The sequence below is a fragment of the Streptomyces boluensis genome (genome assembly GCF_009908195.1).
GTDB classification, from domain to species: Bacteria; Actinomycetota; Actinomycetes; order Streptomycetales; family Streptomycetaceae; genus Streptomyces; species Streptomyces boluensis.
In genome coordinates this window covers 1-12,437 of the sequence record NZ_JAAAHS010000226.1, presented here as the reverse complement: position 1 = coordinate 12,437, position 12,437 = coordinate 1, and the positions used below count along the sequence as shown (strand labels likewise).

14 protein-coding genes are annotated in these 12,437 nt (G+C 72.5%); 1 reads left to right on the top strand and 13 read right to left on the bottom strand.

The annotated features are described in order from the left end of the window. Positions 1-10 precede the first annotated feature (10 nt). The 11 genes from lgt to hisI all read right to left on the bottom strand — a co-directional run bounded on the left by lgt (position 11) and on the right by hisI (position 9,017). On the bottom strand, positions 11-985 hold the full coding sequence (lgt, locus tag GUY60_RS24535) for a prolipoprotein diacylglyceryl transferase (protein ID WP_161701408.1): 975 nt from the start codon (positions 983-985) through the stop codon (positions 11-13). 159 nt (positions 986-1,144) lie between these two features. Further along, positions 1,145-1,924 (bottom strand): DsbA family protein, encoded by a 780-nt coding sequence (locus GUY60_RS24530; protein ID WP_161701406.1) that lies wholly within the window; start codon positions 1,922-1,924, stop codon positions 1,145-1,147. 63 nt (positions 1,925-1,987) lie between these two features. Then, positions 1,988-2,803 carry a tryptophan synthase subunit alpha gene (gene trpA, locus GUY60_RS24525; protein ID WP_161701404.1) on the bottom strand — a complete coding sequence of 272 codons (816 nt, stop codon included), beginning with the start codon at positions 2,801-2,803 and terminating at the stop codon, positions 1,988-1,990. Beyond that, positions 2,800-4,083, bottom strand: coding sequence for a tryptophan synthase subunit beta (gene trpB / locus GUY60_RS24520; protein WP_161701402.1), 1,284 nt, complete (start codon positions 4,081-4,083; stop codon positions 2,800-2,802). Before trpB ends, trpA begins: the two co-directional genes overlap by 4 nt. Before the next feature lie 184 nt (positions 4,084-4,267). Beyond that, entirely contained in the window at positions 4,268-4,426 is a 159-nt protein-coding gene (gene trpM / locus GUY60_RS39990) for a tryptophan biosynthesis modulator TrpM (RefSeq protein WP_376771318.1), read from the bottom strand. A gap of 9 nt (positions 4,427-4,435) precedes the next feature. Further along, complete coding sequence (gene trpC / locus GUY60_RS24515; RefSeq protein ID WP_161701400.1) at positions 4,436-5,245, bottom strand: indole-3-glycerol phosphate synthase TrpC; 810 nt, start codon at positions 5,243-5,245, stop codon at positions 4,436-4,438. A gap of 211 nt (positions 5,246-5,456) precedes the next feature. Beyond that, positions 5,457-5,864, bottom strand: a complete 408-nt coding sequence (locus GUY60_RS24510) for a DUF2752 domain-containing protein (protein ID WP_161701412.1) — start codon at positions 5,862-5,864, stop codon at positions 5,457-5,459. Between the two features lie 284 nt (positions 5,865-6,148). Further along, positions 6,149-6,376, bottom strand: coding sequence for an HGxxPAAW family protein (locus tag GUY60_RS24505; protein ID WP_161701398.1), 228 nt, complete (start codon positions 6,374-6,376; stop codon positions 6,149-6,151). Between the two features lie 99 nt (positions 6,377-6,475). Then, positions 6,476-7,114, bottom strand: a complete 639-nt coding sequence (locus GUY60_RS24500) for a TIGR02234 family membrane protein (protein ID WP_161701396.1) — start codon at positions 7,112-7,114, stop codon at positions 6,476-6,478. After that, positions 7,114-8,616, bottom strand: a complete 1,503-nt coding sequence (locus GUY60_RS24495) for an anthranilate synthase component I (protein WP_161701410.1) — start codon at positions 8,614-8,616, stop codon at positions 7,114-7,116. Before GUY60_RS24495 ends, GUY60_RS24500 begins: the two co-directional genes overlap by 1 nt. Positions 8,617-8,636: 20 nt before the next feature. Beyond that, positions 8,637-9,017 carry a phosphoribosyl-AMP cyclohydrolase gene (hisI, locus tag GUY60_RS24490; protein ID WP_161701394.1) on the bottom strand — a complete coding sequence of 127 codons (381 nt, stop codon included), beginning with the start codon at positions 9,015-9,017 and terminating at the stop codon, positions 8,637-8,639. 144 nt (positions 9,018-9,161) lie between these two features. Between hisI and GUY60_RS24485 the strand changes: the two genes are divergently transcribed. Further along, positions 9,162-9,797 (top strand): TIGR03085 family metal-binding protein, encoded by a 636-nt coding sequence (locus GUY60_RS24485; protein WP_161701392.1) that lies wholly within the window; start codon positions 9,162-9,164, stop codon positions 9,795-9,797. A gap of 31 nt (positions 9,798-9,828) precedes the next feature. Here the strand turns inward: GUY60_RS24485 and GUY60_RS24480 are convergent, their stop codons facing one another. Further along, positions 9,829-11,043 carry a cytochrome P450 family protein gene (locus GUY60_RS24480; protein WP_246235585.1) on the bottom strand — a complete coding sequence of 405 codons (1,215 nt, stop codon included), beginning with the start codon at positions 11,041-11,043 and terminating at the stop codon, positions 9,829-9,831. 151 nt (positions 11,044-11,194) lie between these two features. After that, positions 11,195-12,437, bottom strand: a 1,243-nt coding sequence (locus GUY60_RS24475) for an MFS transporter (RefSeq protein WP_161701388.1), incomplete at its 5' end; no start/stop codon positions are given.

Genomic DNA, 12,437 nt, shown 5'->3' with positions numbered 1-12,437 from the left:
TAGAAAGCCCTCAGGCCTTCTCCACCGACTTAGCCCCACCATCCGACGGAGACTCCTCGCCACCCTTACCGGAGTCGGCCTCGGAGTCAGAGGCGGAGTCAGAAGCGTCCTCGGAACCGGACTCAGAAGAACCCGACTCCGACGACGAGTCGGACTCATCCGCCCCGGGCTCCACAACTTCCTCCCGCCCCGGCCGCAGCCGAGCCGACACCACGATGTAAACCACCGCAAGCACGAAGACGATGATCGACGTCCACACATTGAGCCGCAGCCCAAGCACATCGTTCATCTGCACGTCGTCGACACGCATGTACTCGATCCAGCCACGCCCCGCGCAGTACGCGGCGACGTACAGGGCGAAGGCCCGGCCGTGGCCCAGCTTGAAGCGGCGGTCGGCCCAGATGACCAGGACCGCGACGCCGATGCACCACAGCGACTCGTACAGGAACGTCGGGTGGTACGTACCCGGCACCCGGCCGCCGTCGGAGCGGGTGATCTCCAGGGCCCACGGCAGATCCGTGGCACGGCCGTACAGCTCCTGGTTGAACCAGTTGCCCCAGCGGCCGATGGCCTGGGCGAAGGCGATGCCGGGGGCGACGGCGTCGGCGTATGCCGGGAGCGGGATGCCGCGGCGGCGGCAGCCGATCCAGGCGCCGAGCGCGCCGAGGGCGATCGCGCCCCAGATACCGAGGCCGCCCTCCCAGATCTTGAAGGCGTCGACCGGGTTGCGGCCCTCGCTGAAGTACAGCTCGTAGTCGGTGATGACGTGGTAGAGCCGTCCGCCGACGAGGCCGAAGGGCACCGCCCACACGGCGATGTCGGCGACCGTCCCGGCACGTCCGCCGCGGGCGATCCACCGGCGGCCGCCGAGCCAGACGCCGACGAACACGCCGATGATGATGCAGAACGCGTAGCCGCGCAGAGGCACGCCGAAGGGGACGATCTCACCCTTGGCCGGGCTGGGAATGAAGGCAAGGAGTTCCATGGCGGGGTCGACGCTACCGTGCCGGGCAGTGTGCGCGGCAATCCGCCTGGCCTAACGGCTCCATAACGAGCGCCCGCCCCGATCGCGGGGGCGGGCGCTGGATCACGGGCGTCGGTCGTACGGAGGTGCCGGACGTACGCGCGTCGGTCGTACGCGCGGCTACTGCGCGTTGGCCTCGACCAGCTGCTTGAGCTTGGCGGGCGTCAGCGGGTTCTTCTGGTCGCCGAAGATGTCCTTGCCGTCGAGCTGCACGGTCGGCGTGCCCCGGAAGCCGCCCTTCTGGAACGCCTCGTTGGACCGGGCCACCCAGCTGTCGTGCTCCCCGTCGTTCACACACTTCTCGAACTTCGGGGTCTTCAGGCCGTCGACCTTGTCCGCGAGCTCAAGGAGCTTGCCGTTCTTCGCGAACGCGTCGTCGGCTTCCGGCGGCTGGTTCTGGAAGAGCACATCGTGGTACGGCGTGAACTTCCCGGCGTCCTGGGCGCAGGCCGCGGCGTTGGCGGCGCGCACGGAGCCGGTGCCGCCCATGTTCCCGTCGATGATCGTGGCGAGGTGGTACTCGACCTTGAGCTGGCCCTTGCCGACGAGCTCGTGGATCGTCTGCCGGTACATGCTCTCGAACTGGGCGCAGGCCGGGCAGCGGAAGTCCTCCCAGATGGCGAGGGTCGACTTGGCGCTCTCCTTGCCGACGGGGATGGCGAGCCCGTCCTCGCCGTTCGCCCCCTTGGGGACCACGACCGGGCCGGCGCTCTCCTTCTCGTCCTTGCCGCCGGAATTCGCGGCGATCACGCCGACGACGGCGGCCAGGCCGAGCACACCTACCACAGCCGAGGCCACGATCAGTGTGCGGCGGCGCCGCTCCTGCGCCTTCTGCTTCTCGCGCTCCATCGCCAACCGCTCGCGTGCTGTGCGCTTTCCCTCTCGGTTCTTCTCGCTCACAACCCGCAAACGAACCGGGGAGGCACGAGCATGCCTCCCCGGTCCCAGGTCCACCCGTACGAGCTACGCGGCCCCGCGCACGCCCTTGGCGAGATCACCCGCGAGCTCGCGCACCGCGGCGAGACCCGCAGCTTCGTCCGGAGCGTCCAGGAGACGCTGCACGAACGCGGAGCCGACGATCACACCGTCGGCGAAGCCCGCCACCTCGGCGGCCTGCGTGGCGTTCGAGACGCCGAGGCCGACACAGACCGGCAGGTCGGTGGTGGCCTTGGTGCGCCGCACCAGCTCCTGCGCCTGCTCGCCGACGGACTCCCGGGTGCCGGTGACGCCCATCAGGGAGGCCGCGTACACAAAGCCCGAACCGGCCGCCGTGATCGTGGCGAGCCGCTCGTCCTTGCTGCTGGGCGCCACGACGAAGACGGTCCCGAGTCCGTGCTTGTCGGCGTGCTCACGCCACAGCGCGGACTCCTGGACGGGCAGGTCGGGCAGGATGCAGCCCGCACCGCCCGCCGCGGCGAGCTCGGCGGTGAAACGCTCCACGCCGTAGCGGTCGATCGGATTCCAGTACGTCATGACGAGTACCGGCTTGCCGCTCGCCTCGTACGCCTCGCGCACCGTGCGCATCACGTCGGCGATCTTCAGGCCCGCCTTGAGCGCGATGTCGTCGGCGGTCTGGATGACGGGCCCGTCGAGGACCGGGTCGCTGTGCGGGAGGCCGACCTCCACGACGTCCGCGCCGCCCTCGAAGACGGCCTTGATCGCCTCGATGCCGCCGTCCACGGTCGGGAACCCGGCCGGCAGATAGGCGATGAGGGCGGCCCGCTGCTCGGCCTTGGCCGCGGCGAGCGTGTCGTTCAACAGCTGTACGTTGCCGCTCACTTGGCGTCCCCCTCGATCTCCGCGAGGTCGGCCGCGTCCGCGGCGACCTCCGCGTCGGTGTCGTACAGGCCGAAGTACCGCGCGGCCGTGTCCATGTCCTTGTCGCCGCGCCCGGACAGGTTGACGATCATCAGTCCGTCCCTGCCGAGCTCCTTGCCGAGGTCGAGCGCGCCGGCCAGGGCGTGCGCGCTCTCGATGGCCGGGATGATGCCCTCGGTACGGGAGAGCAGCCGCAGCGCCTGCATCGCGGCGTCGTCGGTGACCGCGCGGTACTCGCCGCGCCCGCTGTCCTTGAGGTACGCGTGCTCGGGGCCGATGCCCGGGTAGTCGAGCCCGGCCGAGATCGAGTACGGCTCGGTGATCTGGCCCTCCTCGTCCTGCAGGACGTACGACCGGGAGCCGTGCAGGATGCCCGGCTCGCCCGCGGTCAGGGTCGCGGCGTGCTCACCGGTCTCGATGCCGTGCCCGGCGGGCTCGCAGCCGACGAGGCGTACGCCGGCGTCCGGGATGAAGGCGTGGAAGAGGCCGATGGCGTTGGAGCCGCCGCCGACGCAGGCGACCGCGGCGTCGGGAAGCCGCCCGGCGCGCTCCAGGATCTGGCGGCGGGCCTCGACGCCGATGACGCGGTGGAAGTCGCGCACCATGGCGGGGAAGGGGTGCGGTCCGGCCACGGTGCCGAAGAGGTAGTGCGTGCGGTCGACGTTGGCGACCCAGTCGCGGAACGCCTCGTTGATGGCGTCCTTCAGGGTGCGGCTGCCGGACTTCACGGCGACGACCTCGGCGCCGAGCATCCGCATCCGGGCCACGTTGAGGGCCTGGCGCTCGGTGTCGATCTCGCCCATGTAGATGGTGCAGTCGAGGCCGAACAGCGCGCAGGCGGTGGCCGTGGCGACGCCGTGCTGGCCCGCGCCGGTCTCGGCGATGACGCGGGTCTTGCCCATCCGCTTGGTGAGCAGGGCCTGGCCGAGCACGTTGTTGATCTTGTGCGAGCCGGTGTGGTTGAGGTCCTCGCGCTTGAGGAACATCCGGACGCCACCGGCGTGTTCGGCGAACCTCGGCACCTCGGTGAGCGCGCTGGGGCGGCCGGTGTAGTTCACCAGGAGGTCGTCGAGCTCACGGGCGAACTCGGGGTCCTGCTTGGCCTTGTCGTACTCGACGGCGACCTCGTCGACGGCGGCGACCAGCGCCTCCGGAATGAACTTGCCGCCGAACGCGCCGAAGTAGCCCTCAGTACTGGGGACTTGGCCGTCCGGATCGGGGATGAAGAACTGGCTGGACATGTGCGACATGCTCCTATTGCGTACGCGATGGGGGTACAGGTGCGGCGCCAGCGGCGGGCCCTGTTCCCCTCCCCGAAAGTCCTCGCCGGAGGGGCTGAAAATTCAGCCGCTCCGGCGTTTGAGGAGGCCTGTCCGGCAGGCCACGCGGCGGCAGCCGCAAATGGACACAGCGGGAAGGGGCGGGTCAGGGAAGAAATCCCGCCGCCCCGCGCCATCGCATCCCGTTCACTTGACCCGGCTCAGAGCCGATCACGTACCGCACCCGGCGCCCGTGCACCCGACGCGCGGGCGCCCGGCAGCCGCGAGGGCGGCAACCGGGGGCGAGGCGGGCGGCGATGGGCATGGGGAGGAGTCAGTTCCGTCCGTGCCGGAGCGCGGGGTGGGCGCCGGCGGCCACGAGGTCGACCACGGCGGCCTTCGGGTCCTTGCCCGTGACCAGGGACTCGCCCACGAGGACGGCGTCCGCGCCGTCGTTGGCGTACGCGATCAGGTCGTGCGGGCCGCGCACACCGGACTCGGCGATCCGGATGATGTGCTCCGGGATCTCGGGGGCGACGCGGGTGAAGGTGGCGCGGTCGACCTTCAGCGTCTTGAGGTCGCGTGCGTTGACCCCGATGATCTTCGCGCCCGCTTCGACCGCGCGCTCGACCTCGTCCTCGTCGTGCACCTCGACGATCGGCGTGAGCCCGATGGACTCCGCGCGCTCCACGAGGGAGACGAGGGCCTCCTGGTCGAGGGCGGCGACGATCAGCAGCACGAGGTCGGCGCCGTACGCCCGCGCCTCCCACAGCTGGTACGACGTGACGATGAAGTCCTTGCGCAGGATCGGGATGTCGACCTTGGCGCGGACGGCCTCCAGGTCCGCGAGCGAGCCGCCGAAGCGCCGCTGCTCGGTGAGGACGGAGATGACGGCGGCGCCGCCCGCCTCGTAGTCGGCGGCGAGGCCGGCCGGGTCGGCGATCGCGGCGAGCGCGCCCTTGGAGGGGCTGGAGCGCTTGACCTCGCAGATCACCTTGACGCCGTCGCCGCGCAGCGCGGCCACTCCGTCCTTGGCCCGGGGTGCCTTCGCCGCACGCTCCTTGAGCTCGTCGAGGCTGACGCGCGCCTGCCGTTCGGCGAGGTCCTCACGCACGCCTTCGATGATCTCGTCGAGCACACTCACGCGAGCGGCCCCCTTCCCTGACGGCTAAGCGAGCTGACTGCACCGGATCCCGCGGATCCGGTGGGGCACTGACCCTCCGCTTTACGCCTGGGGCGCATTCCGGCGAGCACTGCCGATGATATCCGGACACGGGCACAGGCTCCGCATCCGGCCGACGACGGTCCCACTACCTGGACGTTCACCGTGACCTCGGCCTTCTCCGACACGGTGCTCACGGCGCGAGCCAGGCGCCGAAGGGCAGGTTGCGTACGACGGTGAAGACCACGAGGAGCGCGCCGACGGCCCACAGCTGGGAGGAGCGCAGCTCGATCCGCCAGGAGCGCCCGCGCGCCGACGCGACGGTCCAGGCGAGCCAGCCCGCGGCGAAGACGACGTAGCCGATGACGGCGAGGGCGTTGGCGCCGAGCGCCGCGCCCAGGTCGCCGGTGATGAACGCGTGCGCGCTGCGCAGCCCGCCGCAGCCGGGGCAGAGCACTCCGGTGAGGCGCAGCAGCGGGCAGACCGGGTAGTGACCGGGTTCGTTGGGGTCGACCGTGCCGACGTACGCGAAGGCCGCGGCGACCGTGCCGAGCACCGCGGCCGGTACGAGCAGCCGCTTGGCGACCGCGCGGGGTGCCATGTCGGGCGCGGCGGGCGCGGCGACGGCGTACTGCGGCGGTGGCTGCTGTGTGTGCGGCGGGTTGGCGGTGTGTTCTGCGGTCACACCGGCATTCTGCCTTGTCGGCGGGGGCGGCGCCTGTGGACGGGCGCCCCGGGCAAGGGACTTGCGCCGGTGCGCCTTGGTCCGGCGGACGGGGCCGCACACGGAAACGGGGCCACACACGGAAGGGGCGGAACCGGTGTTCCCGGTTCCGCCCCTTCTCGTGAGTATCGCGTCCTCGTGGGGAATCGCGTCGAGGAGCCTCAGGCCTCGGTACGGACCACCACGTGCTGCGCGGCCTTCGGCTGGCCCATGCCCGCGGCCCGCATGGCGGTACCGACGACGCCGCCGAGGGCGACGACGATCAACCCGGCCCAGAACCCCAGCGGCTGAGCCAGCACCATGAAGGCACCGGAGATGCAGAAGCCGATGAACGCGATGATGACGCCGGTCCAGGCGGCAGGGGTGTGTCCGTGGCTCGTGCCCGCCATGACTTGCTCCTCGTTTGCTGTAAGTCGAACGCTCTGGCCCATTGTATGGACCGGCCTCACGGGCTGCGCCGCAGGGCGGGTTGCCGGGTCCGACGACCGCTAATGGGTCGGGTCCTCGCCCCGGTCCAGGGCCTTCCACAGGTCCTCGGGGCGGTCCGGATCGGGCTTGGCGGCGCGGCCGCGGGTGGCGCCGCGCTCGTACTTGCCGGACATCCCGGGCCACTTCGAGCCGAAGCGGAGCGCGAGCACCCCGGCGAGCAGGAGCAGTACCCCGCCGGCGGCCGCGACGAAGGGCCAGGCGGTGTGTGTGACGGCGTCGATGGTCGCGGCGGTGTTGCCACTCGCGGTGGCGGCCTTCTCGTCCAGGGCGGCTGCGTCCCGCGCGCCGAGGAGCGCGGACGCGACCGTGCCCGCGCCGCTCAGGGCGAGCAGCGCGGAGACCAGGACGCGTCCGGCCCTGCGCACCGCGAAGATCGCGACGAGGGCGGCCAGGGCGACGATGGCGAGCGCGGCGGGTACGCCGGTGACGTCGCTGCCCTTGGCGATCTGGTGCAGGGCGCCGCCCGCCGTGGCGGCGTCACCCTCGGCCCAGACCTGCCGGGAGGCGAGCAGTGCCACGGCGGCGCCGAGCGCACCGAGCAGCAGGGTGGCGGCCAGGCTCCTCCGGGCGGCGGGCGCCTTGGCCCGCGGGGTCTCTGCGCGGGGCTGGGGTACGGCTGCGGAAGTCACGCTTTCCACTATCCCTCACCGCGCGCGCGATCATGCAGGCGGTTGGCGCTGTGCACCGCACGCATGACGGCCGCCGCCTTGTTGCGGCACTCGGTGTCCTCGGCGACCGGGTCGGAGTCGGCGACGACGCCCGCCCCCGCCTGTACGTACGCCGTGCCGTCGCGGAGCAGCGCGGTGCGGATGGCGATGGCGGTGTCGGAGTCCCCGGCGAAGTCGAGGTACCCGACGCAGCCGCCGTACAGACCGCGGCGGGAGGGCTCCAGCTCGTCGATGATCTGCATGGCGCGTGGCTTGGGGGCGCCGGAGAGGGTGCCCGCGGGGAAGGACGCGGTGAGCACGTCGAAGGCGGTGTGGCCCTCGGCGACCTTGCCGGTGACCGTCGAGACGATGTGCATGACGTGGCTGTACTTCTCGATGGACATGAAGTCGACGACCTCGACGGAGCCGGGGGCGCAGACCCGCCCCAGGTCGTTACGGCCCAGGTCGACGAGCATCAGGTGCTCGGCGCGTTCCTTGGGGTCGGCGAGGAGCTCGTCGGCGAGTGCCTGGTCCTCCTGCGGGGTGGCGCCGCGCGGCCGGGTGCCCGCGATGGGGTGCAGCATGGCCTGCCCGTCCTCGACCTTGACGAGGGCCTCGGGGCTGGAGCCGACCACGTCGAAGCCGTCGAAGCGGAACAGGTACATGTACGGCGAGGGGTTGGTGGCGCGGAGCACGCGGTAGACGTCCAACGCGCTTGCCGCGCACGGGGTTTCGAAGCGCTGCGAGGGCACGACCTGGAAGGCCTCACCGGCCCTGATGCGCTCCTTGATGTCCTCGACGGCCGCCTGGTAATCGGTGCCGCCCCACAGTGCGGTGAACTCGGGCAGCGCGGCGTCGGGCAGCGAGACGGGGCGCTGGGCGACGGGCCGGGCGAGGTCGGCCTCCATGGCGTCGAGGCGGGCCACCGCGTCCGCGTACGCCTCGTCGATGCCGGTGTCGAGGTCGTTGTGGTTGATGGCGTTGGCGATGAGCAGGACCGAGCCGTCCCAGTGGTCGAGGACCGCCAGGTCGCTGGTGAGGAGCATGGTCAGCTCGGGCAGCTTCAGGTCGTCGCGCTCGCCGGGGCCGATCTTCTCCAGGCGGCGCACGATGTCGTACCCGAGATAGCCGACCATGCCGCCGGTGAAGGGCGGCATGCCGTCGTGCAGGTCGCGCGGGGTGTGCAGGGCCTCGACGGTGGCGCGCAGGGCACGCAGCGGATCGCCCTCGGTGGGTACGCCGACGGGGGCGCCGCCGAGCCAGTGCGCCTGGCCGTCCCGCTCGGTGAGGGTGGCGGCGCTGCGGACACCCACGAAGGAGTAGCGGGACCAGGACCGGCCGTTCTCCGCGGATTCGAGGAGGAAGGTGCCGGGGCGTTCCCCGGCGAGCTTGCGGTAGAGGCCGACCGGGGTGTCGCCGTCGGCCAGGAGTTTCCGGCTGACGGGGATGACGCGGCGGTCGGCGGCGAGCTTGCGGAAGGTGTCGAGGTCCATGCGCTCCATGTCGGCCGACCCTACTGACCGGCGGTGCCGGGCTCGTCCACCGGCGTGCTCAGCGGCAGCACATCCGCGTCGAAACAGGTGCGGGCACCGGTGTGGCAGGCCGCGCCGACCTGGTCGACCTGGACGAGGACGGTGTCGGCGTCGCAGTCGAGCGCCACCGACTTCACGTGCTGGAAGTGGCCGGAGGTGTCGCCCTTGACCCAGTACTCCCCACGGCTGCGGGACCAGTAGGTGCAGCGGCCGGTGGTGAGGGTGCGATGCAGCGCCTCGTCGTCCATCCAGCCGAGCATCAGCACTTCGCCGGTGTCGTACTGCTGGGCGACGGCGGGGACGAGGCCGTCGGCGCTGCGCTTGAGGCGGGCGGCGATGGCGGGGTCGAGGTTGCTGCTCATGGGCCCATTGTGCCGGGTCGCGCGGACGGTGCGGCTCGGTTGTCCACAGGGTGAGCGCTGCGGTCGTACTAATGCCGGGACGCCTGGGGTGCGCCCGGAGCGAACGGGTGGGCAGGGTCCCGGACGCGGGCTTAGCCTTGCAGCATGTCGACCCATGCCAAGCGTGAACGGCTGCTCCTGGCGGACCTGTTGGAGGCGGCGGGCCCGCAGGCCGCCACTCTGTGCGAGGGCTGGACCACCCGTGATCTGGCCGCCCATGTGGTGGTGCGCGAGCGGCGCGCCGACGCCGCGGGCGGACTCCTCATCAAGGCGCTCGCCGCCCGCCTCGAGCGGGTGCAGGCGGAGTTCGCGGAGAAGCCGTACGAGGAGCTGATCCAGCTGATCCGTACGGGCCCGCCGAGGTTCTCGCCGTACGCCCTGAAGCAGGTGGACGAGGCGGCGAACGCGGTGGAGTTCTATGTGCACGCCGAGGATGTGCGCCGCGCCCAGGAGGACTGGAGTCCGCGCGACCTCGACCCGGTGTTCGCGGACGGGCTGTGGTCCCGCCTGGAGAGGAGCGCGCGCATGCTGGGCCGTAAGTCGCCCACGGGTCTGGTGCTGCGGCGTCCGGACGGCCGGACCGTGGTCGCACACCGCGGCACTCCGGTGGTGACGGTCACCGGGGAGCCGGGCGAGCTGACCATGTTCCTCTTCGGTCGTCAGGACCACGCGCGCGTGGAGGTCGACGGCGACAAGGAGGCCGTCGAGCGGCTGCACGAGGCCCGGCAGTTGGGCCTCTGAGCGCGTCGGGTCCGGCCCCGGTGAAGGGGGTTCACCACCGCACCGGCAGGGTGCGTACGCCGCGCATCAGCATGCCCGGCACCCAGGCGAGGGCGGCTTCGTCGGCGTCGGGGGCGAGGCCGGGGCAGCGCTCCAGGAGGGTGCGGAGCGCGATCCGGCCTTCGAGTCGGGCCAGCGGGGCGCCCAGGCAGTAGTGCAGTCCGTGGCCGAAGGCGATGTGGCCGCGGGCGTCCCTGCGGATGTCGAAGCGGTCGGGTTCGGCGAAGCGCGCCGGGTCGCGGTCGGCGTCGGCGAGGGCGATCAGGACGACCGCTCCGGCCGGGATCACGGTGTCGCCGACGGTCACCGGCTCGGTCGTCCAGCGCGGGGTCGCGGTCTCCACGGGCCCGTCGTAGCGCAGCATCTCCTCGACGGCGCCGTCGAGGAGGCCGTCCGGGTCGGCGCGCAGCAGGGCGAGTTGGTCGGGGTGGGCGAGCAGGGCGCGGACGCCGTTGCCGATGAGGTTGACGGTGGTCTCGTGGCCCGCGATGAGCAGCAGGACGGCCATGCCGATCAGCTCGTCGCCGGTGAGCCGGTCGCCGCCCTCGTCGACGGTGTGGACGAGGGCGCTGAGCAGGCCCTCGTCGGGGTGGTCGCGCTTGGCGGCGGTCAGGCGGCGGAGGTAGTCGACCATCTCGGCGTAGGCCGCGCTCATCGCCTCCTGACCGGTGGGGGCGACGATCTCGTCGGACCAGCGGCTGAACGTGTCCCGGTCGGCCTCGGGCACGCCGAGCAGTTCGCAGATGACGGTCATGGGCAGCGGGAAGCCGAGCGCGGCCACGAGGTCGGCGCGGCCGGCCCCGTCGGCGAGCATCGCGTCGAGCAGCTCGTCGGTGATCCGCTGGACGCGCGGGCCGAGGGCGGCGATCCGGCGGGGGCTGAACTCGCGGGCGACGAGGCGGCGCAGCCGGGTGTGGTCGGGCGGGTCCCGAAGGAGCATGTGGGTGAGCGCGGGGCTGTCGGCGCCGCCGGATCCGAGCGCGTGCAGGTCCGCGTCGACCCGGCGCAGGTCGCGGGTGATCCGGGGGTCGACGAGCGCGGCCCGGCACGCTTCGTGGCCGACGACGAGCCACACGTCCTGGCCGTCGGGGGCGCGTACGTGGTGCACGGGGGCGACGGCGCGCAGCCTGGCGTAGACGGGGTAGGGGTCGCGCACGAAGTCGGGGCCGAGTTCCTGCAGATCCACGGCGGGCGGCGCTGACGGCATGGCACTCCTCGGGGTACGTACGACGGGCAGGCCCGGACTGCGGGCACGTTCGGACGTTACGCGCGCACGCACGTGAACGCCGCTCACTTTCGGCCGGGACCGAAGTGTCGCCCGCCACATGAACACCCTTTTGTGTGCGGGAAGTTGACGCTCAGCGTGGCAGTTCGGCGGTGCGCAGGGCGCGGGAGCACAGGCCGAGGGTGCCGCCGAGTGCGCTGAGGGCGGCTCCGGCCAGGAACACCGGGCGGGTGCCCCAGGCCCCGACGGCGGCGCCGACCAGCGGGTGGCAGAGCGGGGCGAGACCCATCGTGACGAGGGTGCTGACGGAGGTGACCCGGCCGAGGTAGGCGGGGTCGGCGGCGGTCTGCTGGAGCGCGCCGACCACGGCCCCGGCGAGGCCGACGGTGAGCCCCACGCAGACCGCGGCGGCGACGGAGAGCCGCACGGAGGGCGCGTACGCGATCCCGGCGAGCGCGACCGCTCCGGCGATCACCGCGACGCCCTGGACGACTCCGGGGCGGCCGATCCGGCCGCGTACCGCGATCAGGGCGGAGGCGCCGCCCGCGCCGACGCCGAAACCGGCGATGATCCAGCCGAGTCCGGTGGCGCCCCAGCCGCGTTCCTGGGCGAGCAGCGCGATGCCGAGGTTGGCGGGCCCGGCGAAGCCGAGTTCGCTGACCGCGACGACGAGCACGAGCGGGCCGAGGACGCGGTGGCGGCGGATGTACCGCAGCCCGTCGGTGAGTTGGGCGCGCAGCGGGCCGGTGTCGGGCGGCGGCTTCGCGGGGTCGGCCGTTGCGGTGTCCGTCGGCAGCGGGCGCAGTCGTACGGCGGCGAGCAGGGCGAGGGAGAGCGCGAAGAGGCCGCCCGCGGTGGCGAACGCGGCGGCCGGGCCGCCGAGGGCGACCACGACCCCGCCGAGCGGCCCGGCGGTGACCAGGCCGACGCGGGCCGCGACCCCGCGCATGCCCTGGACGCGGGCGAGTTGGCCGGGTCCGGTGAGGCGGGGCGGCAGGGCGCCGACGGCGGGCAGGAACAGCGCGTCCGTCGCGCCGAAGACCAGCGCGACCAGGGCGAGCAGCCAGATGCCTGGCGTGGTCACGTAGAGCAGTCCGGCGACGGCGAGGATCACCAGGCAGCGCACCGTGTCACTGGCGAGGACGACGCGGCGCGGCCCGAACCGGTCGGCGACCACTCCCCCGCCGAGCATCAGCAGGGCGCGCGGCACCGCGCCGACGGCGAGCACGAGCCCTGCCTGTCCGGGGCTGCCGGTGCGGGTGGCGGCCCAGGACAGGGCGACGAAGTACACGGCGTCGCCGACCATCGAGGCGGTGTACGCGGCGAGCCAGCGCAGCACGTTGCCGTCGCGGTGGGCGGGGCGGCCCGCGTTGCGC

What these genes read in the sequence shown, in the direction of transcription:
- GUY60_RS24480 (WP_246235585.1), bottom strand. Translation starts at nt 11,043, where the DNA reads ATGCCGTCAGCGCCGCCCGCCGTGGATCTGCAGGAACTCGGCCCCGAC.
- lgt (WP_161701408.1), bottom strand. Translation starts at nt 985, where the DNA reads ATGGAACTCCTTGCCTTCATTCCCAGCCCGGCCAAGGGTGAGATCGTC.
- trpM (WP_376771318.1), bottom strand. Translation starts at nt 4,426, where the DNA reads ATGCCCATCGCCGCCCGCCTCGCCCCCGGTTGCCGCCCTCGCGGCTGC.
- hisI (WP_161701394.1), bottom strand. Translation starts at nt 9,017, where the DNA reads ATGAGCAGCAACCTCGACCCCGCCATCGCCGCCCGCCTCAAGCGCAGC.
- trpB (WP_161701402.1), bottom strand. Translation starts at nt 4,083, where the DNA reads ATGTCCAGCCAGTTCTTCATCCCCGATCCGGACGGCCAAGTCCCCAGT.
- GUY60_RS24495 (WP_161701410.1), bottom strand. Translation starts at nt 8,616, where the DNA reads ATGGACCTCGACACCTTCCGCAAGCTCGCCGCCGACCGCCGCGTCATC.
- GUY60_RS24505 (WP_161701398.1), bottom strand. Translation starts at nt 6,376, where the DNA reads ATGGCGGGCACGAGCCACGGACACACCCCTGCCGCCTGGACCGGCGTC.
- GUY60_RS24485 (WP_161701392.1), top strand. Translation starts at nt 9,162, where the DNA reads ATGTCGACCCATGCCAAGCGTGAACGGCTGCTCCTGGCGGACCTGTTG.
- GUY60_RS24510 (WP_161701412.1), bottom strand. Translation starts at nt 5,864, where the DNA reads ATGGCACCCCGCGCGGTCGCCAAGCGGCTGCTCGTACCGGCCGCGGTG.